Origin of the sequence: Methanobacterium congolense, from assembly GCF_900095295.1 — an archaeon.
Taxonomy (GTDB): domain Archaea; phylum Methanobacteriota; class Methanobacteria; order Methanobacteriales; family Methanobacteriaceae; genus Methanobacterium_C; species Methanobacterium_C congolense.
Genome location: NZ_LT607756.1, coordinates 1656090 through 1678951 on the forward strand (window position 1 = coordinate 1656090; position 22862 = coordinate 1678951).

Consider the following 22862-nt stretch of genomic DNA (forward strand, 5'->3'; position numbering starts at 1 on the left):
TTACAAAATACTTCCCAACTCAGGAGATAATTTTGTGCATTATTTTTCTGTAACTTTTATATAAATCGCTTTATAAATAATAATATTATAAAAATCTTTATCTGTAGTTTCAGATTTTAATAAGAAGATTTTGCAGGAAAATTTTATAAAAAAGGGGGTGGTAATGTTGCTTGCAAAGCAAAGATTCGTTCTGGATACAACCGCTTTTACAGATAACCAGCTTAGGGAAGATTATGGAGAGGGAGAACTCACAAAAACCGTTGATGTGTTACTGGACCTCATTGCAAGGTCCAGAATAAAACTCAACATAAGCTGCCACATGCCACCTGTCACCTACAAAGAGTTCTCAGACTACATGGCCCGTTACGAATGCCCTGAGGAAATAATGGTCAAAGCTGAAACCTGGATCGTTAAGAAAACACCAAACCGCTACGACACCAAGATACCATCTGAGATATTCTACGAGTACGTTCAGGACATGAGGGAACGCATGAACAAGGGAATGCGCATATCTGAAAGTGCAGTCTGGGAGGCTGCAGTTGAATCAATGGTCATGTTATCCCGGGGAGAGAAGAAAACAGACGTTGAAGTTGAGGTCATTGGAAAATCAATCACAGACTTCCGAAAACGTTACAGAGCAGCTTTAAGGAAGGGAACCCTTGACAGCGCCCCTGATCTCGATGTTCTCCTCCTTGCAAAGGAGCTTGGCGCAGGGGTTGTAGCTGCAGATGAGGGAATCAAGGTTTGGGGTGAAAGACTGGGCCTTAGGTTTTTGAGTGCGAAGTCATTCCCTAAGATGCTTGGAGAATATCTTAAATACTACGAATAGGTCAAAAATTACATGTTTTAAAAAGAAATCAAAAATTACTTTTTTTCTAAGAAAAGTTTAAGAGATTTTTCAAATATTATTATTATGATTTTTTTTATTATTTTCAGTATAAATTTTTATTATAAAATTCTAGTGCAATTAAATTTAATTCAAATATGTCTAAAGATTTAAGCAGGATTTCTGATTCTAAATAAACCTCAATTCCTAATAAAATAACTGCATTAAAAAAAATTCTCATATCCACAATCAAAATGAAAATGAAAAAATTAAAAACCAAGCCTAGAGAAATAGTTTTTAGATGATAAAATTTTTTAGATGATAAAATAAAAATGATCATGACAAAATAATCAATGAAAACTTGAAAAAATTCTTAAATTTAATAATTAAACAATTTAATCACATTTTTCAAAGGCAGGAGACTTAAATGGAAATAAAAAAACCTAGAGGAACTCGTGATTTCCTTTTTAATGAAATGGAAGAACGTAAATATGTTGAAAATACTTTAAGAAGAATATTTGAAACCTATGGTTACAGTGAGATAAAAACCCCAATATTTGAGGAACTATCTCTTTTCACAACAAAATCAGGGGAAGGAATAAAGGAACAGATCTACCACTTTCAGGATAAAGGAGGAAGGGATTTGGCCCTAAGACCGGAACTCACAGCCCCTGTTGCAAGGCTTTACCTGAATGAACTCCAAAAAACTCCCAAACCCATTAAGATGTACTACTTCGGGAGCTGTTTCAGGTACGAAAGGCCACAGGCAGGCAGGTTCAGACAGTTCTGGCAGTTTGGATGCGAACTCATAGGAGGAAAGGTTCCAAGTTCTGAGGCTGAGATCATTGCAATGTCAGGCCACTGCCTCGAGGAACTGGGACTTGAGGGCTACGAGATCAATATAGGAAACCTCGGAATACTCAGAAACATAATCAATGGTGCAGGAATCTTTGGGGAAGAACACGACCAGATAATGGGCCTCATAGATAAGGGTGATGTTGAGGCGCTCCAGGATCTGCTTAACAAGCTTGAGGTTGATGATCGATCCAGGGAAACCCTCCTGAAGCTGATAGGAATGAAGGGTGATGGAAGTATCCTTGATGAGGTTGAGGAAATAATCAGCTACAACGAAAAATCTCTTGAAGCATTGAAGGAAGTTCGAGAACTTCTTGAAGCCCTTGAAGCCTTTGATTTCCATGATTACATTGTTAACCTTGGTATTGCACGTGGTCTGGATTACTACTCTGGAACAGTTTTTGAGATCTACGTCCATGGCCTCGGTGCACAAAAACAGATAAGTGGTGGGGGAACCTATAATTTAATAGAGATATTTGGTGGCGAGGAAGTTGAATCCACTGGATTTGCCTTTGGCTTCGACAGGGTTATGGAAGCCCTGAGAAAGCAAAAAGCAGAAATCCCAGTCACAGGACATGTTGATGTCTTCGTTGCCCCCATAAATAAAGATGTGAAGTTAAAGGCCTTTGAAATAGCTCAAAAACTCCGTAAAAGTGGGGTTTCAACGGATGTTGACCTTGCAGGTAAGAAACTCAAGAAGGTACTGTCCCATGCAAACACTGCAGGCATAAAATATGTGGTGCTTGTGGGTGCAAGGGAACTCGAGGAAGGTAAGGTAACAGTTAAAAACATGGAATCTGGTGAACAGGAACTTGTAGACCTTTTAGAGATTACGAATTACTTTCAGAATTGAAAAAATAGTCAATAAGTGTTTTGAAAGTATTTAATCCTTAAAAGTATTTGATCCTATTCCATGAACGTCTAAGCTCAAATGGATCATCTTTTAAAATCTTGTAAAAAAAATGAGGAATGTTTAAAAAAAAGGTGGATGGTTAAAAAAATGGATGGACCTTTAGAACTCAACTTCAGACATGAGGTTAAGGGTGAAAAACTGGTTATAGCAATTGCACAGGACTACAAAACTTCTGAAGTTCTCATGGTGGCCTACATGAACAAAGAAGCCCTTGAAAAAACCATTGAAACTGGTAAAGCCCATTACTGGAGCACTTCCAGGGGCAAGCTCTGGTTCAAGGGTGAAAGTTCAGGGCATTTTCAGGAGGTTAAGGAGATCTTAACGGACTGTGATGAAGATGCTGTGCTTTTGAAGGTTAAACAGAATGGAGGAGCATGCCATGAGGGCTATTTCTCATGTTTCTTCAGACAAATATGCTCCGAAGACTCTGTGGGACAGGATGCAGGTAAATGTAACGTTCGGATAGTTAAGGAAAAGATTTTTGAGCCTGAAAAAATTTATGGGGAGAAGTAAATGAGAATAGTTCCAGATACAAGTGTGATTGTGGATGGTAGGATCACAGGAATAGTCCAGGATAAGGATTACACAGGATGTGAGGTGATAATTCCAGAAGCAGTTATATCTGAATTGGAAAACCAGGCTAATAAGGGACGTGAAACAGGATTCAATGGTTTGGAAGAGTTGAAGGAACTTCAAAAACTTTGTAAAGATGGTAAAATCTCTCTTAAGTACGTTGGGAGAAGACCAACCCTTGAAGAGATATCCCTTGCAAAGGGTGGGGAAATAGATGCAATGATAAGGGACACTGCAGGTGCAAACGATGCCACCCTCATAACCAGCGATAAAGTTCAGAAGGAAGTTGCAGAAGCCCAGGGACTCCATGCAATTTATCTGAAACAGGAAATGGTTGCCTACAAAGACCTGGAGGTTGGAAAGTTCTTTGACAAGAACACCATGTCCATTCACCTCAAGGAAAATGTCAGGCCAATGGCCAAGAAGGGAAAACCAGGACATATAAAACTGGTGAAGATAAGTCCTAAACCCCTCAAACGCATCGAAATCGAGAGAATGGCCAGGGAGATTATTGAAAGAACAAAGAGCGATTTCAAAAGTTTCATTGAGATAGAAATGGATGGTGCAACTGTTGTCCAGTTCAGGGAGTATCGTATATCCATTGCAAGACCTCCCTTCTCCGATGGAATTGAAATCACAGTTGTAAGGCCCGTTGCAAAGGTCTCACTTGATGATTACAAACTTCCAGACAAGTTGGTGGACAGGCTCCGCAACAGTGCCAAGGGAATACTTATTTCAGGACCTCCTGGTGCTGGTAAAAGTACCTTTGCCCAGGCTGTAGCAGACTTTTACAGTAAAGACATTGGTGCAGTTGTTAAAACCATGGAATCACCACGTGATCTGCAGGTCAGTGATGAGATAACACAGTACGCACCCCTTGAAGATGATATGGCCAAAACAGCAGATATACTGCTTCTTGTGCGCCCAGATTACACCATATATGATGAACTGCGTAAAACAAAGGATTTCAAGATATTCGCGGATATGAGACTTGCTGGTGTTGGAATGATCGGTGTTGTGCACTCAACCCGACCAATAGACGCTCTTCAGAGGATCATTGGAAGGGTGGAGCTTGGAATGATTCCATCCATAGTTGACACAACCATATTCATAAATGAAGGTAGGGTTGCAGCCATCTACGATGTTGAATTAACCGTCAAGGTTCCAACAGGGATGATAGAAGCTGATCTTGCAAGGCCGGTTATAGAGATCAAAGACTTTGAAACAGGAACCCCCGTACATGAGATATACACCTACGGTGAACAAACAATCGTTATGGATGTTGGTGAAACCACATTCGAGAAAACACCCCTCCAGAAGATTGCAGAACGTGAAATAATAAAAGAAATAAAGCGTAGAATTCCCGATGCCACCATTGAAGTGGATATGAAGTCTGATAAACGTGCAACAGTCTGGTTGGATGAAAGACATATTCCACAGCTCATTGGTAAGAGAGGTAAAACCATAGATGAAGTTGAAAAGCGTATCGGTATAAGCATAGGTGTTGAACCCCTACAGGCCAAGGAAACTGGGGACAACTTCCCAATAAACGCTGAACTTTCAGGAAATTACGTTGTGCTCAGCTTCAAAAAGGATGCAGTTGGAACGCCCTTCGACATCCTAGTGGACAATGAATATCTTTTCACAGCCACGGTAGGTAAAAAAGGCATCATCAAAATAAAAAAAGACATTGAACTTGCTAATATAGTAATAAATGCACTGAAAAGGAATTTATCAATAAATGCCAGGATCAGGGAGGAATGACCCTGAATAATTGGAATTCTTAGTGTTGTGGTTCTTAATCTTAGAATAAAAATTATAAAATTGATTTAAAAATTAATTTATAAAATTAATTAATTTTTATTTGAAGAATTAAAAAGAAGGATGAAATAAAATAAAAAATATTAAAACACATTTAAAAGGCGTATCAAATGAAAATCAGCGTATCAACCCTTGCACTTTACCCTACACCCCTTGAGAATGTTCTTTCAAAACTTGAGGAGAGGGGTGTTGATCACTGTGAGGTAATAAATGAGAATCCCTACCATGAGATAGACAGTGATGTTGTTGATTCATACAAATTAAAGGTGAGTGTGCACGCTCCAATCTCGGATATCAATATCGCATCCCACAACAGAACAATACGGAATTCTTCGGTTCAACAGATGAAAAATTCCATTGATGCTGCATCAAAACTGGAACCAGGACTCGTTGTTGTTCATCCAGGTACCATGCCCATCCTTGGTGATAGATTTCCAGATAAAATCCACAGGTACAATCTGGAATCCCTCACAGAATGTGCAAAATACGCAGAAGATTGTGGAGTTGTGATGTGTGTTGAAAACATGCCAGACATCCATGGACTTCTTGGTAAGGATATAAAGGAACTTGAAGACCTTGTTGAGGATATAAATGCTTACATGACCCTGGATGTTGGTCATGCACATAACATGGGTTTTTCTACCGAGGAAATGGTTGGATCAAAACTCGTGAAGCATGTGCACCTCAGTGACAACGATGGATCCTTCGACACCCACCAGGCACTGGGTACTCAAGGTGAAAATGGTATAAACTTTGAAAAACTCCTTAAAAACCTGGATAAATCCAATTACAAGGACATTCTTGTTGTTGAAGTCAGAAATCTTGATGATGTTGATGAAAGTCTCGATTACCTGAAATCACAGATGAAAAACATGAAATAGATTCATAAAATGTTCAGAAAAATTGGAATTTAAAGGCAAAAAACTCAAACTTCAGAATATAAAAATTCAGAATATAATTTTAAATATAATTCTTAAGATACTCTTCTTTAAAAGAAGTAAACCTTAAAAAAAGTAGAGGAGACATGTTTTCATGAAAATATCGATAATTGGTGGAACTGGAGATCAGGGACTTGGATTGGCACTCAGATTTGCAATAGCTGGAGAAGACGTTGTAATAGGATCACGTGACGTTAAAAAGGCCGAAAATGCAGTTTCTGAAATAAAAAGCATGCTTGGAAAAGAGGAGATAAATAACCTCACCCCAATGACAAACCCTGATGCTGCAAGAGCCGGAGATATCGTTGTTTTAACCGTTCCCCTCCAGGCACAGATGGTTACCCTCAAAAGTATCAAGGATGAACTTGAAGGCAAAACATTCGTTGATGCAACTGTTCCCCTTGAAACCTGCTTAGGTGGTAGGCCAACAAGGTACGTGGACCTCTGGGAAGGTTCTGCAGTTGAAAGATCCGCAGAATTCCTGAATGAAAAAGATGTGAAGGTAGTATCCGCATTCAACAACATAAGCGCTGCAAGCCTCACAAACATTCCAGAAGATGTTCAGTGTGACTGTCTCATATCTGGAGATGACCTTGAGGCTAAAAAAACAGTGATAGAACTTGCAGAGAAGATTCCAGGGGTCAAAGCAATAGACTGCGGTGCACTTGAAAATGCTCGTGTCGTTGAAAAGATAACAGCAATGCTCATAAACCTTAACATCCGAAACAAGGTAAAACTTACCGGTATAAGAATAACCGGGCTTTAGAAATCATTGATTAATTTAAATACACGTTACAATTTAATCAATCCAATAAAAACCTGTTTATTTACTTTTTAAAGAGCATTTATAATAAAAAATCAATTAAAGGTTCAGAAATATGGAGTACATAAAAAAGACAGCAGAAAATATAACGAAACATGCCTTAAAGGTTATAGACCTGATAAATGAAGAAGAAGTGGATAAAATGATAGATTGCATCTTGAATGCAGAATCTATCTTCATAGTGGGCAGCGGAAGATCCGAACTCATGGGTATGGCGTTTGCAATGCGATTGATGCACCTGGGCTTCAGTGTACATGTTGTTGGAGACGTTACAACCCCTGCAATAAAGGATACAGATTGTTTAATTGCAATATCCGGTTCCGGTGAAACAAAAGCTGTTACAATGGCTGCAGAAACTGCATCAGAAACAGGGGCAAATGTCGTTGCAATAACTGCAACTACAACTTCAACACTGGGTAAAAGATCCGATGTTGTTGTTAACATCGAAAGTAAAACAAAGGACCCTGGGAAACAGCCATGGAAACACTACACATCCCATGTTCTGAAGGGAGAGTACGATGATTTAACTCCAATGGGAACCCTTTTCGAAGATAGTACACATCTTTTCCTTGATGGTCTTATAGCTGAATTCATGGCCCGCCTCGGTAAGAAGGAAGTTGACCTAAAAAAAAGACATGCAACCATAGAATAACATAATGAATAAAAAAACAGTAACTAACATGAAAATTCGCATTCAAGTTAGTTAATCTATAAAAGGCCAGTATTTTACTCATATTTTTGGAAAACGTTAAAACAACGTGAAGGAATACATTTATAATATTTATCAACGTATTGGGGCGAGTTTGAATATGAATGGAGAGTTATCAGAGGATTTAGTAATAATAAGGGGTAGTAATGGAGGGAAGATCTACGATAAAAGTCATTACGGTAATCTTACCGAGGAAGGACTGCAGCTTTCCCTTATTGAAGCACTTCTTTTAATGGAGAAGGAGAAACTGGAAGTTTCAGATGGTAAAAAACAGCTTTCCATTGAGGACATGTTCCACATAATACGCAGCAAGGATCTTTTCACCAAATACATAGTTTTCAGGGATCTTCGAAACAGAGGTTACATAGTTAAAACCGGCTTCAAATATGGCTCTGAATTCAGACTTTACGAGCGAGGAACTTCCCCGGGTGAAGGTCATTCCCATTACCTGGTGAAGGTTGCCCCTGAAAACTGTAGCATAACTATGTTCGACCTTTCAAGTTACGTTAGGGTTGCCCATGGAGTGAATAAAAAACTTCTCTTTGCAGTTGTTGATGATGAAAACGATATAACCTACTACAACGTGGAATGGACAAGGCCTTAAAACTTGGAATAATAAACTTGGGATACACTTTGGATATACTTGGGATATACTTGAGAAATTGGAACATTCACCATTCAATGATCTTTAAATCAATAGATAAATTTTTTATTGAGTAATGATGTGTTAATTGATAGTAAAAAGATAATCAACACTTTAAAAGATTGATAAATTTTTAATAACAACTAAAATCCTGTTTTTAAAATACAGTTATCAACTTAAACAAATTATTAAAGTTATTAAACCGAATCAAAATTAAAAGAACAACAAAAATCAGATACCATCATTATATGTTGATGAAATTTTGTTTAATGTTAATGAATATTTCATGTTAAGGGATTAATATATGAATTTAAGTTTAATATAATGAATTTAAGGTGATTCAGTGATAGATCCATGGAGTTCAGCAGTTGTAGACTATGAAAAGCTTATAGAACAGTTTGGAATCAAACCATTCTCAGATATGATTGATGACATAGATGATCCCCACATGCTCATGAAGAGAGGTATAATCTTCGGTCAGAGGGACTACGGAAGAATTGTAAAGGCAATAAGGGAAGGTTCAGACTTTGCAGTTGTAAGTGGAATGATGCCAAGTGGTAAAATGCACATCGGCCACAAGATGATAGTGGATCAGCTTGTATGGTACCAGGCAAAGGGTGCAGATATTTACATACCCATAGCAGACATGGAATCCTACTCCGCAAGGGAAGTTGACTTTGAAGACTCAAGAAAACTTGCTGTAGAGGAGTATATAACCAATTACATAGCACTTGGCCTTGATTTTAACAAAAAAAATGTTCACACTTACCTCCAGTCTGAAAACAAACTCGTTGGAGATCTTGCCTACGTGCTTGGTCGCAGGGTGAACCTCAACGAGATGAAGGCAATATATGGCTTTGGAGGTTCCACAAACATCTCACATCTCTACGTTCCGCTCATGCAGGTTGCAGATATTCTCCATCCTCAGCTTGAGGAATGTGGTGGCCCCAAGCCTACAGTTGTGCCTGTAGGTCCAGATCAGGATCCACATATAAGGTTAACAAGGGACATTGCAGAACGTTTCAAATCCAAATTCAACTTCATTGCCCCATCTTCAACTTACCACAGGTTCATAACAGGGCTCACAGGAGATAAGATGTCCAGCAGCAAGCCAAAAACTGCAATATTTTTAAGTGACAGTCCTGAGGTTGCCGAGAAGAAGATCAAATCTGCAAAAACAGGGGGAAGGGAAAGCCTTGCTGAACAGAAGGAAATGGGAGGAGTTCCTGAAGATTGTTCTGTCTATGAAATGCTACTTTACCACCTTGTAAAATCTGATGATGAACTCAAGGAGATCTACCATGACTGTAAGAATGGTGCAGTTATGTGTGGTGAATGTAAAGCTAGGGCTTCAAGTATGATGAGAGCCTTCTTTGAAGACATCTCAAAAAGCAGGAAAGACGCCATGGATGTTGCCGAAAAAGTTTTAATGGACAAGTAGTAATATGGAATAATGAATTATGAGGTAATTGTTAAGATTACTTAAGAGGAAGATGGACATGCTTAAAAAAGATAAATATGACGGCTTTTTCAGCGGCCTTTACAAGAGAAATGAAACCTTTTTGATTCTTTCTGCCACCATATTCGTAATATCCATATTCGTGGGTTACGCATTTTCAGGTGCCCTTGACAGCATATTAAGTGTTGTTATGTCGGAATTTAAAAAGAAGATCACTGAGGGACAGCTTAAATTAACCACCCTATCAATATTCACAAACAACATCCAGATAGCATTGTTTATTTACCTTGGAGGATTAGTCCTTGGAATTGGCACATTCTATTTTTTAGCCTTGAACGGACTTTTCATTGGATATGCAGCAACCCAGTACCAACTTGGCAACTTCGTAGTATACACAATACCCCATGGAGTTTTTGAAGTCATTGGAATCATTATAGCAGGAGCTGCGGGATTCAGACTCACAAGTTGGATTGTAAATGTGTTTAAGGATATGTTACACATAAGATCAGACATATCCACCGTAACCCAAATGAAGTACGTTTTTGAAAGCCACATGGATGAAATCAGTGAATCACTCAAGCTTTTTGTGATCGCCGTTGTACTGCTCATCATCGCAGCATTCATAGAAGCAAATCTAAGTATTGCATGGGGAAACTACATTCAAAGTACGCTATAAACGTGAATTAATTCCATTACTTATCTTTTTCTTCACTTTTTTTCTTCACTTTACTGTTTTTTGGCATTCAAATCATCTTCAATTATTGAATTGCCAACATTCATTGAAACCACGGATTTTTTTTGAAAAATTACTGTTGAATCAATTTTTATATCATGAAAAATCTAAATCTATATTTAATAAAGATAAAATGAATAAAATAGACTGAAAGAAAAATAAAGATGTTTTGTAATTATCCATTTAAACATGAGATTAAATTCGTAAATTTTTAGGGTTATTTTAAGATTAAAAATAACACATAACCCTAAAATTTTAATTAAAAAATCAAAAAATTATTTAAAAGTTAAAAAAAGGTGAGATGATGATAAGATGTATATCCTGCGGTGCAGAGTACGCCCTTGATGAAATAATTTACACTTGTAAAGAATGCGGTTCCATATTAGAGGTGGAATGCAGCCCAGATGTTTCAAAAGATGTTTTTAGCTGTCGAAAATCAACCATGTGGAAGTACAAGGAGTTCATGCCTGTTGACCAATCAAAGATCGTGAGCCTTGAAGAGGGAGGAACACCCTTCGTAAGATGTCAGAAGCTTGGAGAAGACCTTGGAGTGGACCTCTACGTGAAGGTTGAAGGTTCCAATCCAACTGGAAGCTTCAAAGACAGGGGGATGAGTGTTGGAATCACCAAGGCAGTTGAACTTGGTGTTGACACCGTTGGATGTGCATCAACTGGAAATACTTCAGCTTCACTGGCAGCCTATGCAGCACGTGCAGGCAAAAGATGCGTGGTGCTTCTACCAGCTGGAAAGGTTGCCCTTGGAAAACTTGCTCAGGCAATGTTCCATGGAGCTGATGTAATCTCCATTAAAGGAAACTTCGATGAAGCCCTTGAGGCAATAACTGCTCTGGCACTTCAGGGTCAGCTTTACCTCTTAAATTCAGTGAACCCCTTCAGACTGGAGGGTCAAAAATCAATTGGATTTGAGATCGTTGACGACCTTGGATGGCAGTCCCCAGACAGGATAATACTGCCTGTTGGAAATGCAGGAAACATATCTGCAATATGGAAGGGTGTGAACGAGTTCTACAATGCAGGATTCATTGATGAACTGCCAATGATGACTGGAATCCAGGCAGAAGGTGCAGCACCAATATACAACGCTGTAAAGAATGGTAAAAAAGATATAATACCTGTTGAAAACCCGGAAACCGTTGCAACCGCCATAAGAATCGGTGCACCTGTGAGTGCAACAAAAGCTCTCCGTGCAATCTATGACTCCAATGGTCTTGCCGAGACTGTGACCGACGATGAGATACTCAACGCCCAGAAATTACTTGCAAGAACCGAGGGAATTGGTGTTGAACCTGCGTCTGCAGCATCCATTGCAGGGCTTAAGAAGTTAGTTGAAACCGGTAAAGTGGATAAGGGAGAAAAAGTAGTTTGTATTGTGACTGGACATCTGTTAAAAGACCCTAATACTGCCATAAATGCGTGTGAAAAGCCTGTTGAAGTTGAAGCAGATATTAATGCTCTTTCACGTATTATTACTGGCAAATAATGGATTTCCTCTTACAATTTTTTTTAGGGAAAATCAAAACTTATTTCTATTCTAATTTTTTATGAGTGTCCCAATACCACATGATTTGTCATGGGCTGACCCAAGATCATATGGATGACCATGACATGACCCATCAGCACACAGATCATCAAAAAATCACCAAATAAAACGATAAATATATATAGCAGTATGACAACAGAGTAATATAACTAATATACAAAAATGAGGTGATTAAAGATGGAATTACCAATTGCTCCAATAGGAAGAATAATAAAAAATGCAGGTGCAGAAAGGGTCAGTGACGATGCTAGGGAAGCTCTAGCAAAAGTTTTAGAAGAAAAAGGTGAAGAAATAGCTTCACAGGCTGTTAAACTTGCAAAACACGCCGGAAGGAAAACAATAAAAGCATCTGACATAGAAATGGCAGTTAAAGGACGCTAAGTCCCTTAACTATCTTTCTTTTTGATTATATTAATTAGTTTTTACATCAATTTTAATTGTTAGTTTTAGTATTTATTGAAATCATTTTTCAAGTCTTAAACTATTTTTGAATCAGTAAAATAGTTCAATACTCCGTTTTTAAAACTGGGATCTGAATGGCATTCCCTGACCCAAGTTAGTATTCTTATCCCCACAGAAAGTAATATTCTTAAAGATAAGGTTAATTTTGGGGTTAAACAAGGATTGTTCCATAAGATCCAATTCTTAGCCCAAATATAAAATCATTTCAATCTTTAAACTTTTTTTCATAATATAAATTTCTGTGAATAAGTCATTGGTGACATTGTACTCAATGAAGAAACATATAAAACGTTGAAAACAATAATTCATAACCAATAATTCACCAGTAAGAGGAGATTGAATTGGATAATTTTAAAGAATCAGATTACATGACCACAGACCGTATCTTAGCTATTACAGATGGTATCTTTGCAATAGCTATGACATTGATAGTTTTGACCATAGGAGTGCCTTCAGTATCAGGTCCAGTATCAGATGCATCTATACAAAAAGCTCTTTACACTATAGCATTTCCATTTTTCAATTTTGTTTTAAGCTTTATTCTTCTTGCAATGTTCTGGACAGCCAATCATAAACAATTGCACTATGTGAAACATGTGGACAGTGTATTTTTATGGATAAACATAGTATGGCTTCTTTTTATTGCCATAGTTCCATTTTCAACAGAAATAAGCGGAGACTACAGTGGTTACACAATATCTCAACTCATATTCAACTTAAACCTATTAGGAATTGCAAGTTTGCTCTATTTAAACTGGCATTATGCAACTAAAAAAGGGTTAATCAACAAAAAAATGGATAAAACAAAAATAAAGAGTATAAAATTAACATGCCTCCTTTTTGTGGGAGTGTCATTAACAGCAACCGTATTGTCCCTAATAATACCAAAGTGGTGCAGTACCGTTTATGTAGCTCTCTTAGTGCTGGAAAGATTTGTTTAAATGTTGATTGTAAGAATTATGTAAATTACATGTTAGGTGAAAATACAATTTCATATAATTAAGGAGCATTTACGTGAACAAAAATTCTAAACTAAAGGATAAACCCCTTATCGGTTACGATAAATTTCTTCTAATGGCACTCTACAAAGAGAATCCTCTGAGTGTCATGGATCTAAACGATAAAACAGTTATTTTTATTTCAAAGATATGGTACCAGCAGTGGCATGAAAATAACAAATCCTCCCTTGAAACAACCTTCACATATCTCTCAAGGTTGAGGTACAGCATATACGAAGTTTACTACAAGGAACGAAGAAATGACAGCTCAAAAGAAGTAGGCATAGATGCCGGCCTTGAATGTGAAACCCTTGTAAAAAATGGTCTGGCAATATGCAACCCCAATGGAACCTACGAGTTGACTGATAAAGGTAACAAAAAAGCCAGCGAACTAATCAAAAGAATGGAAAAAAGGAGCAGTTTAATTGAGAAGGATCTGCTTGAAACATCATCTGCTGCAAGAAACACCATCTTCATCAATTTCTTCCTGGCCATCATGAAGTTGTCATCGGGTTTGGTCACTGGAAGTGTTGGTTTAATAGCAGATGGTGCTGATGCAACAACAGACACAATTTCAGCATTTTTGGTCTGGCTGGGACTAAAGATTCACAGAGAATTCCTAAGTACAGTTCTTGTTATCTTCATGCTCTTTGTTGCGGCCTTCAGTGTGGGTTCTGAAGCCCTAAGGAGGATAATAGTTGCATTAACAGGTACACTCACACCAATCTCCCATGCTTACCTGGTTATGGCTGTTGAATTCATAGCCATACTAACTGCAATTTTCCTGTTCATTTATCAACGACACATTGGACGGGAAAGGAACAATTTAACCATTGTATCACAATCCGTTGATTCAAAAAACCATATAATGATAGGGTCTGCAGTAATTTTAGGTGCAGTTTTCTCTATCTACGGAGTATACTACGTTGATGCCATCGTTGGAATATTCATATCCTTAGGAATATTGAGAGATGCCATTGGACTTTCAAGGGAAGCAATATCATCATACCAAGGTGATGATACCGATCTATCCCAGTACAAAACTGCATTCGGGGATTACATGAAACTGAACCATTATGAATCCTTCCAGTTCTGGATACTGTTTGCAATTCATAGGAAAGATATTAAAACAAAAGAAGGACTGATAAAATCCCTTGAAAATGCTTTCAAAGCCCGTTACATACCTGTGCTTTCAGAGCTGAAATTAACACCCCATGAAGAGTTCAATTACAGGCAAAACTTCTCTGAGATAGTAAGTCCCTTAATGGATTTAGAATTGATAAGAACAAATGAAACAGAGTACCTATTAACAGAAAAGGGTGTAAAACATTTCAACAGGATATCACATGATTTTGAGTACTACGATGTTAAATTCTCTGATTCTTTCCTTTTGAAACTTTCAGATGAGAATTAAGGAATAAAATCTAAAGATAAGAGTTTCAAGAGGGGTTCAGGAAATAATTGGAATTTATATCCGCAAAGAATAAAAGTCATGTAGCAGAGATGTTTAATCAGCATCTAAAAGGCATAAAGAAAGTATATATACTATGATGCTGAAACATCTAATAAACTAATTTTGAACTTCTAAAATCATGTATTTTTAAGTTTAAATAGGTTTTAAATAGGATTTAACCCTTGGATAATTCCCCAAAAAGAGATTTGATAAATGGGATGTTCCAGGTAGTTGTTTAAACAAAAATTTAAACACACAAATTGATTTAAATGATTAAATTTAAGTCATTGCCTGATCGGAAGAACTTTTATAGTTTGAAATGTAAAAGTAAGATCTGCCGATGGATGGTTAAAACCAGATGAAAAAGGAGGTAAAAAAATGGCAAAAGCAATGTATGTTAAATTCGACGTACCAAAAGAAATAGCTGACAAAGCTTACGAAGCTCTAGAAATAGCAAAAGACACAGGTAAAGTAGGTAAAGGAACAAACGAGGTTACCAAAACCATAGAAAGGGGTAACGCAGTACTCGTTTTAATAGCTGAGGACATCGAACCACCAGAAATAGCAGCACACTTACCTGTACTCGCTGAAGAAAAAGAGATTCCTTACGTTTACATCCCAACCAAGGATGAATTAGGAGAAGCAGCAGGTCTCAATGTTGGTACAGCATCCGCATGTATAATAGAAGCAGGCGAAGCTGAAGACTTGATCAAAGACATCGTTGAGAAAGTCGAAGAACTCAAAAAATAGAACTATTTTTACAAGAAAGGTTTAGGGGACTCAAAAGAGTCTATCAAACCAATACCTTTCTCATTTATTGAAGGTGATTGTAATGGGAGAAGCAACTCCTGCTGAAGTGATTGAAGTTCTCAAAAGAACTGGAATGACTGGAGAAGTCATGCAGGTAAAATGTAGGATACTCGATGGAAGAGATAAAGGTAGAATATTAACCAGAAACGTCATGGGCGCAATAAAAGAAGGCGACGTTTTAATGTTGCTGGACACAATACGGGAAGCTAAGGAAATCCGTACCCCATAGACAGACAGGTGTTTAATATGAGAACATGTTCATTCTGCGGAGAAGAAATTGAAGAAGGTACAGGAAAAATGTACGTTAAAAAGGACGGAACAGTCTATTTCTTCTGCAGCAGTAAATGTGAGAAAAACAGGATAAAACTCGGAAGAGTTCCAAGAAAGGTTAAGTGGGTTAAACAATGAAACAGAGAAGCTTCGTAATGCTTAAACCTGATGCAGTTAAAAGGAGACTTGCCGGAGAAGTCATAGGCCGTTTTGAAAAACGCGGACTCAAGATACTGGCTGCAAAGATGATGGTTATAAACAAGGAACTTGCAGAAACACACTACGGAGAACACGCTGAAAAACCATTCTTCAAAGACCTCGTTGACTACATAACCTCCGGACCAGTGCTTGCAACAGTCATTGAAGGCGAAGAATGCATAAGCATGATCAGGAAGATGGTAGGAGCCACCAACCCTCAGGAAGCTGATATGGGTACAATAAGAGGCGACTATGCCATAGACACAGGTAGAAATATAATACACGCTTCAGATGCACCAGATTCTGCAAAAAGAGAAATATCACTATTTTTCGATGAATCTGAAATCTGCGAATACGTTCTGCCTGATGAAGAACTGATATACGAAGAACCTTAAAAAAAGAGTTGATTGAAGAGCGTTTAATTTTTAAGCTCTTTTTTTCAAATTTTAACATCTGTTTCATGAATCAAAGGATTCAATGACGATTCAATTTAACCAACATTATCCTGAAAATTAAAATAAGGATAATTTTACAGAATTTACAGTATATTACACTAAAATATACTATCAACAAAACATAAAGCATACAAAAATTCAAATTTTAATGGTTATCTGGAGGATAAAATTGAAGATTAGATCACCAATAGTGTCTGTTCTTGGCCATGTTGACCACGGTAAAACAACACTCCTGGATTTTATAAGGGGCAGTGCCATAGCCCAGAGGGAAGCTGGAGGAATAACCCAGCACATAGGTGCAACTGAGATTCCAATGGACGTCATAGACAACATCGGCGGAGACCTTCTGAAAAAACTGGACATCAGGGAAACACTACCCGGACTATTCTTCATTGACACTCCAGGCCATGAAGCCTTCACAACCCTCAGGAAGAGGGGTGGTGCACTTGCAGATCTCGCAATTCTAATCGTTGATTCCAATGAGGGTTTCAAGCCCCAAACCTATGAGGCATTGAACATACTCAAAATGTGCAAAACCCCATTCGTAGTTGCAGCCAACAAGATCGATAAGATCTACGGCTGGGAAACCAACAAAGGTCTCTCATTCCTTGAAACCTACAACAAACAGCCCAGAAGTGTTCAGGAAAAACTGGACAACAACATCTACGAACTGGTTGGAATATTACACGAGGAAGGATTTGAATCTGAACGATTCGATAGGGTTCAGAACTTTGCAAGACAGATAAGTATCATTCCAATAAGTGCAAAAACCGGTGAAGGAATAGCTGAACTTTTGGCCATGCTGATGGGGCTTGCACAGCAGTACCTCAAGGAACAGCTTCAAATAGAAACTGATTCCCCTGCAAAGGGAACCATCCTCGAAGTCAAAGAGGAAACAGGACTTGGAGTAACTGTTGATGCAGTTATATACGATGGAATTCTCAAAAAAAAGGATACAATAGCCCTTACAACTGATAAAGAAATTATAACAACCAAGATAAGATCCCTTCTAAAACCAAGGCCCCTTGAAGAGATGAGGGAGTCTAAAAAACGTTTCAAAAAGGTTGATGAAGTTGTTGCAGCTGCAGGTATAAAGATCGTTGCACCAAACATCGAAGATGTCATGTCAGGATCGCCACTGCGTGTTGCAGGCAAGGATTTTAACAAGGTTAAAGAAGAGATCTTAAGTGAAATTGAGAGTATACAAATAGACACCGACGAAATGGGTGTGACTGTAAAGGCAGATACCCTTGGATCCCTTGAAGCATTGGTTAACATGCTCAAGGCCATGGAAGTGCCCATAAGGGTTGCAGATATAGGTGATGTTTCAAGGCGTGACGTCTTTGACACCAACATAGTCCAGAAGGAAAACCCACTCTACGGTGTGATCATAGCATTCAACGTAAAGGTGCTCCCATCTGCAATGGAAGAAATAAAGAGTTCCAACCTAAAGCTTTTCTCTGCAAACGTTATATACCAACTTACAGAAGATTACAAAGAGTGGATGGATGCTGCAGAGGAACGTAAACGAAAAGAATGGCTTGATGCAGTTATAAAACCTGCAAAACTTAGAATAATTCCTAAACTCGTTTTCAGACACAGTAAACCTGCAATTGCTGGTATAGAAGTCCTTGCAGGAACCATGAAGAAGGATTATGGCCTAATAAACGAGCATGGTGAACGTGTTGGGAAGGTTGAGAGTATGCAAGATAAGGGAGAAAACAAACCCTCAACTGCAAGGGGTCAGAAGGTTGCAATGGCAATCAAAGACGCTGTTTTCCAGAAGGACTTTGAGGAAGGGGATGTTCTTTACGTGGACATACCTGAAAACCACTTTAAGATCCTTGAATCAGAACTCAAGGGCAAACTTTCAGAGGATGAACTTCAAGTACTCGACGAGATAGTTGAGATAAAAAGAAAAGAAGACCCACTATGGGGTTTAAGGGTTGAATATTAACCCCTAAATACACAATTCAAATAAGATCAAAAAGGATTTTTTAAGATTATAAATCCTCAAATTGAATATAATATCAAAATATAATTATCATTATCATTGAAGTTTCTACAATGGAAAACGATAAATAATATAGACTATAAAAAACCAAGAATAAGATGGAGGAGATAGATTGGCATTTAAATTAGTTATTTCAGAAGGCGCAAACAGCCATCAAGTTGAAGTTGAAGCTGCAGAGTCAAAGAAACTCGTAGGATTAAAGATCGGTGATGAATTCGATGCCTCTCTAGTTGGTTTAACAGGATACAAACTTAAATTAACCGGTGGAAGCGACAAAAACGGATTTCCAATGAAGAAAGATGTTGACGGCCCAAGGAGGATGAAAAGTCTTCTATCCAACGGTATAGGTTTCAAACCAAAAAGAGACGGTCAGAGAAGAAGGAAAACCGTCAGGGGAAATACAGTCTCCGATGATATAGTACAGATCAACACCATCATTGCAGAGAAGGGCAGCAAAACCATAGCTGAACTTTTAAACAAAGAAGAACAGAGTGAGGATTAGAATTTTTTACAGGTGTAACTTGTGAAAATACAGTCCGAAATAAACATTGGGCTTGTAGGGCACGTTGATCATGGTAAAACAACCTTGACAAAGGCCCTATCGGGCATATGGACAGATACCCATAGTGAGGAAACCAAGAGGGGTATCTCAATAAGGTTGGGTTATGCTGACATAACCTTCCGCAGGTGTACTGAGTGTCCTGAACCACAGTGCTACACAACAGCAGAGATATGTGAGAACTGTGGAAAGGAAACACAACTGCTCAGGAAAGTATCCTTCGTGGATTCACCTGGACACGAAACACTCATGGCAACCATGCTCTCAGGTGCGGCGATAATGGACGGTGCAGTTCTTGTTATAGCTGCAAACGAACCATGCCCACAGCCACAAACTAAAGAGCATCTAATGGCCCTTGATGTTATAGGAGTCACGGATGTTATAGTGGTACAGAACAAGATAGACATTGTTTCAAAGGAAAGGGCAATAGAAAGCTATAAAGAAATAAAAGAGTTTGTAAAGGGTACTTGTGCAGAAGACGCACCTATAATACCAGTATCTGCCCAGCAAGGAGCAAACATAGACATTCTCATTGAAACCATACAGGAGAAAATGAGAACTCCAAGACGTTCACTGAGGAAGGCTGCAAGGATGTACGTTGCAAGGTCCTTTGACATTAACAAACCAGGATGTAAACCCACAAAAATTCAGGGTGGAGTCATAGGAGGATCCCTTGTTCAGGGAAAACTCAAAGTCGGCGATGAGATCGAGATAAAACCTGGAATACAGGTTAAGAAAAAGGGTAAAACTGAATGGATAAGTTTATACTCTGAAATCACAGGTCTTGTTGCAGCTGATGAAGCTGTTGAAGAGGTTGGACCTGGAGGACTCATTGGAGTTGGAACCAAACTCGACCCTGCACTCACAAAGGCAGATTCTCTGTCAGGATCAGTTGCAGGAAAACCTGGAACACTACCACCTATAATGCATGAGTTCACAATGAAAACCAAACTACTTGAACGCGTGGTTGGTACCAAGGAAGAACGTGACGTTGACCCTATAAAATCATCAGAACCACTCATGATAAACATAGGAACGACAACAACCATTGGAGTTGTTAAAAGCGCCAGGAAAAAAGAGGTTGATGTTAAACTCAAACTACCAGTATGTGCTGAGGAAGGTCAGAGAGTTGCACTCAGCAGGCGTGTAGGTGCAAGATGGAGGTTAATTGGATATGGTATCATTAAATAAACCATTTGCAGTTTTCGATGCAAATTTTTTATGATACCCGCTCAATTTCACGTTGACATCATCAGTGAACTTGAGCGCATCCTACCCTCTTCATACAGTTACGTTGTTCCATCACCTGTTTTAAGAGAACTTGAGGTCATAAAAAAAAGATCCAAAGGTAAAGACAGAATTGCATCAGGAGTGGCCCTTAAAATAGCGAATTCTGAACCAGTGAAAACCTTGGAACTTGAAATTGACAGGAAAGAACATGTTGATAATGCACTCCTCAAAATGTTCAAACCCGATTCCAGAGACGTACTATGTACAAATGACCGTGAACTGAGAAACAGGGCAAAAAAAAGAGGAATAACCGTTGTTTATCTCCGTCAAAGAAGTTATCTTGCTGTTGATGGACATGTCCACTTATAGAACTATAGAAAAATTTTATAATAAAATTTTATAATATTTTAATTAAAATTATTAAAATTCATTGAAGATTTAAAAATTAATAGAATAAATGATGATCATTTCATAATCACATTTAACATTGATTTGTTAATTAACATTGATCTGTTAAAAATAAAAATTATTAAAATTGAGTAAAGATTATCTTTTGATGAACCTTAAAGGTTCTCTCAAGGTTTTTTGGAGGAATCATATGAATCTCTGGAAGGATATACCAACAGGACCATCTACAGACGTTTTATACGCTGTTGTGGAAATTCCAAAAGGATCAAGGAACAAATATGAATACGATAAAGATAAGGAAGCATTTGCACTTGACAGGGTTCTCTACTCTCCATTCCACTACCCTGCAGAGTACGGTATAATACCACAAACCCTCTGGGACGATGGAGACCCCATGGACATACTCGTCATGATGGATCAACCAACATTCCCCGGCTGCGTCATAGAAACCAGGCCAATAGGTATCATGAGAATGATAGACGGTGGAGATAGTGACGACAAGATCCTTGGTGTTCCAATAAACGATCCAAGGTACAACGATGTTAAAGACATTACAGATATCCCAAAACAGTTCCTTGATGAAGTAGAACACTTCTTCACAGAGTACAAAAGACTCGAAGGCAAAACAACTGAAGTACTTGGATGGGACAACGCAGAGAAAGCATTTGAAGCCATTAAACATTCTAAAGAACTTTACGATGAGATGTAAGTTCTAAAAGTCAACAGTTAAATGGAACATCCAATAAAAATTAATTTAAATGAAGTTAATCAGATCCAATAACAGTACTCAATTTAAAAGATTGTATGGTTAGATGGATTATTATGTTTAGCTTTGCTTAATTTATATTAAAGCAGGAATTAGGGGGATTTGATTGTATTTAGTATCCAAAATAGAAGACACTGTGAGAATCCCACCAAGCCGGTTTGAAGAGCCACTTGAAGAAGTGGCTGTAGAGATCTTAAACGAAAGCTACGTTGGAAAGATAGACAAAAAACTGGGATTGATGGTAACAGTCAAGGAAATTGAAGAAATAGGCATCGGAAAAGTTATAATGGGCGATGGTGCAGCTTACCATGATGTCGTATTCACAGCACTGTCCTTCAAACCAGAGTTACACGAAGTCGTGGAAGGGGAAGTCATAGAAATAATGGAATTCGGAGCATTCATACGCATCGGACCCATGGACGGACTTGTACACGTTTCGCAGGTTACAGATGATTACATAAACTACGATGGAAAAAGAGGAGCTCTCATAGGAAAAGAATCCAAGAAAAGCCTTGAAGAAGGTAACCGGGTTCGTGCAAGAATCGTCGCACTGAGCATTAAAGGAAAATCCTCTAAAGAGACCAAAATAGGTCTCACAATGAGACAACCAGGCCTTGGAAGAGTGGAATGGATCCAGGAAGAAAAGGACAAGAAGAATAAAAAAACTAAAAAGACAGAGGAGAAGAAGTAAATGGTTACCAAAGCATGCACAAAATGCCACAGAATCATGGAAGAAGACAGGTGTGCAGTGTGTAACATACCAACTTCAAAAAACTGGAGTGGCTTTTTAATAGTGGTGGATCCTGAAAACTCAAACATTGCAAAGGATCTGCACATAACACTTCCAGGAGAATATGCCCTGAGGGTTAGATAGTGTTAATACTTAAAAAAGAAATGAGATCAGAGTTTAAAAAACCATTCGGAAAACTCTATCCTTCAATAGAAGATGCAGAAGAAATATTAAAATCATCCATTCAGAATGGGAATCTTATCATTTCAATAGGTGACGTTACAACAGGTAACATCCTTGAAGCAGGAATAATGCCAAACATAGGTATCGTTGATAACAAGATCGAAAGAAGACCATCTGAAAAGGAAATAAATTACGATAACATCACATTAAAAACAGAAAACCCACCTGGAACAATAACAGATGAGCTGTGGAAAACAATTGAAAAAGCCTTTGAACTCATGGATTCAAAACACAATGTTTTGATCACAGTTAAGGGTGAAGAGGATCTTGCTGTTATTCCATGTGCACTAATGGCCCCTTCAAGCTCTATAATATTATACGGCCAACCTGGGGAGGGTGTGGTGCTTTGTGAAGTTGATAAAATTAAAGAAACGGCAGAACGCCTGATGAAAATGTTAGAGGAGGCATAATA

26 protein-coding genes are annotated in these 22862 nt (G+C 38.2%); all 26 read left to right on the top strand.

Translation table 11 applies throughout. The features are described 5' to 3' along the window. Positions 1–166: 166 nt before the first annotated feature. Positions 167–829: an RNA ligase partner protein gene (locus MCBB_RS07870; RefSeq protein WP_071907243.1), complete on the top strand. Its 663-nt coding sequence runs from the start codon at positions 167–169 to the stop codon at positions 827–829. Between the two features lie 424 nt (positions 830–1253). After that, positions 1254–2534 carry a histidine--tRNA ligase gene (gene hisS / locus MCBB_RS07875; RefSeq protein ID WP_071907244.1) on the top strand — a complete coding sequence of 427 codons (1281 nt, stop codon included), beginning with the start codon at positions 1254–1256 and terminating at the stop codon, positions 2532–2534. A gap of 147 nt (positions 2535–2681) precedes the next feature. Further along, on the top strand, positions 2682–3107 hold the full coding sequence (gene hisI, locus MCBB_RS07880) for a phosphoribosyl-AMP cyclohydrolase (RefSeq protein WP_071907245.1): 426 nt from the start codon (positions 2682–2684) through the stop codon (positions 3105–3107). Then, positions 3108–4931, top strand: coding sequence for a PINc/VapC family ATPase (locus tag MCBB_RS07885; protein ID WP_071907246.1), 1824 nt, complete (start codon positions 3108–3110; stop codon positions 4929–4931). It abuts the gene before it with no gap. A 167-nt stretch (positions 4932–5098) separates the two neighbouring features. Next, positions 5099–5869: a sugar phosphate isomerase/epimerase family protein gene (locus MCBB_RS07890; RefSeq protein ID WP_071907247.1), complete on the top strand. Its 771-nt coding sequence runs from the start codon at positions 5099–5101 to the stop codon at positions 5867–5869. Between the two features lie 151 nt (positions 5870–6020). Further along, on the top strand, positions 6021–6692 hold the full coding sequence (gene npdG, locus MCBB_RS07895; RefSeq protein ID WP_071907248.1) for an NADPH-dependent F420 reductase: 672 nt from the start codon (positions 6021–6023) through the stop codon (positions 6690–6692). Between the two features lie 112 nt (positions 6693–6804). Beyond that, positions 6805–7401: a 6-phospho-3-hexuloisomerase gene (gene hxlB, locus MCBB_RS07900; RefSeq protein WP_071907249.1), complete on the top strand. Its 597-nt coding sequence runs from the start codon at positions 6805–6807 to the stop codon at positions 7399–7401. 157 nt (positions 7402–7558) lie between these two features. Then, entirely contained in the window at positions 7559–8062 is a 504-nt protein-coding gene (endA, locus tag MCBB_RS07905; RefSeq protein ID WP_071907250.1) for a tRNA-intron lyase, read from the top strand. Between the two features lie 382 nt (positions 8063–8444). Continuing rightward, positions 8445–9542: a tryptophan--tRNA ligase gene (locus MCBB_RS07910; RefSeq protein ID WP_071907251.1), complete on the top strand. Its 1098-nt coding sequence runs from the start codon at positions 8445–8447 to the stop codon at positions 9540–9542. A 28-nt stretch (positions 9543–9570) separates the two neighbouring features. After that, complete coding sequence (locus MCBB_RS07915) at positions 9571–10236, top strand: stage II sporulation protein M (RefSeq protein ID WP_231916339.1); 666 nt, start codon at positions 9571–9573, stop codon at positions 10234–10236. A gap of 361 nt (positions 10237–10597) precedes the next feature. After that, positions 10598–11794 (top strand): threonine synthase, encoded by a 1197-nt coding sequence (gene thrC, locus MCBB_RS07920; protein WP_071907252.1) that lies wholly within the window; start codon positions 10598–10600, stop codon positions 11792–11794. Positions 11795–12031: 237 nt separating this feature from the next. Beyond that, a complete protein-coding gene (gene hmtB, locus MCBB_RS07925; RefSeq protein WP_071907253.1) occupies positions 12032–12235 on the top strand; it encodes a histone HmtB in 204 nt (67 codons plus the stop codon). A gap of 422 nt (positions 12236–12657) precedes the next feature. Beyond that, positions 12658–13257, top strand: coding sequence for a TMEM175 family protein (locus tag MCBB_RS07930; protein ID WP_084789910.1), 600 nt, complete (start codon positions 12658–12660; stop codon positions 13255–13257). Positions 13258–13330: 73 nt separating this feature from the next. Continuing rightward, positions 13331–14728: a cation diffusion facilitator family transporter gene (locus tag MCBB_RS07935; RefSeq protein ID WP_084789912.1), complete on the top strand. Its 1398-nt coding sequence runs from the start codon at positions 13331–13333 to the stop codon at positions 14726–14728. Between the two features lie 417 nt (positions 14729–15145). Next, entirely contained in the window at positions 15146–15517 is a 372-nt protein-coding gene (gene rpl7ae, locus MCBB_RS07940) for a 50S ribosomal protein L7Ae (RefSeq protein ID WP_071907254.1), read from the top strand. Between the two features lie 82 nt (positions 15518–15599). Next, complete coding sequence (locus MCBB_RS07945) at positions 15600–15806, top strand: 30S ribosomal protein S28e (protein WP_071907255.1); 207 nt, start codon at positions 15600–15602, stop codon at positions 15804–15806. Between the two features lie 17 nt (positions 15807–15823). Beyond that, positions 15824–15985, top strand: a complete 162-nt coding sequence (locus tag MCBB_RS07950) for a 50S ribosomal protein L24e (RefSeq protein WP_071907256.1) — start codon at positions 15824–15826, stop codon at positions 15983–15985. Next, complete coding sequence (gene ndk, locus MCBB_RS07955) at positions 15982–16440, top strand: nucleoside-diphosphate kinase (RefSeq protein WP_071907257.1); 459 nt, start codon at positions 15982–15984, stop codon at positions 16438–16440. The genes MCBB_RS07950 and ndk overlap by 4 nt, the downstream gene beginning before the upstream one ends. A gap of 229 nt (positions 16441–16669) precedes the next feature. Then, the gene (gene infB, locus MCBB_RS07960) at positions 16670–18457 is read left to right on the top strand and encodes a translation initiation factor IF-2 (RefSeq protein WP_071907258.1); all 1788 of its coding nucleotides are present in this window, start codon (positions 16670–16672) and stop codon (positions 18455–18457) included. 169 nt (positions 18458–18626) lie between these two features. After that, positions 18627–19016 carry a 30S ribosomal protein S6e gene (locus tag MCBB_RS07965; RefSeq protein WP_071907259.1) on the top strand — a complete coding sequence of 130 codons (390 nt, stop codon included), beginning with the start codon at positions 18627–18629 and terminating at the stop codon, positions 19014–19016. A 21-nt stretch (positions 19017–19037) separates the two neighbouring features. Further along, positions 19038–20264 (top strand): translation initiation factor IF-2 subunit gamma, encoded by a 1227-nt coding sequence (locus MCBB_RS07970; protein WP_071907260.1) that lies wholly within the window; start codon positions 19038–19040, stop codon positions 20262–20264. A 30-nt stretch (positions 20265–20294) separates the two neighbouring features. Then, positions 20295–20672, top strand: a complete 378-nt coding sequence (locus MCBB_RS07975) for a type II toxin-antitoxin system VapC family toxin (protein WP_071907261.1) — start codon at positions 20295–20297, stop codon at positions 20670–20672. A gap of 229 nt (positions 20673–20901) precedes the next feature. After that, positions 20902–21420, top strand: a complete 519-nt coding sequence (locus MCBB_RS07980; protein ID WP_071907262.1) for an inorganic diphosphatase — start codon at positions 20902–20904, stop codon at positions 21418–21420. Between the two features lie 163 nt (positions 21421–21583). Continuing rightward, positions 21584–22168, top strand: coding sequence for a DNA-directed RNA polymerase (locus MCBB_RS07985; protein WP_071907263.1), 585 nt, complete (start codon positions 21584–21586; stop codon positions 22166–22168). Beyond that, entirely contained in the window at positions 22169–22351 is a 183-nt protein-coding gene (gene spt4 / locus MCBB_RS07990) for a transcription elongation factor subunit Spt4 (protein WP_071907264.1), read from the top strand. After that, on the top strand, positions 22351–22860 hold the full coding sequence (locus MCBB_RS07995) for a GTP-dependent dephospho-CoA kinase family protein (protein WP_071907265.1): 510 nt from the start codon (positions 22351–22353) through the stop codon (positions 22858–22860). Before spt4 ends, MCBB_RS07995 begins: the two co-directional genes overlap by 1 nt. Positions 22861–22862 lie beyond the last annotated feature (2 nt).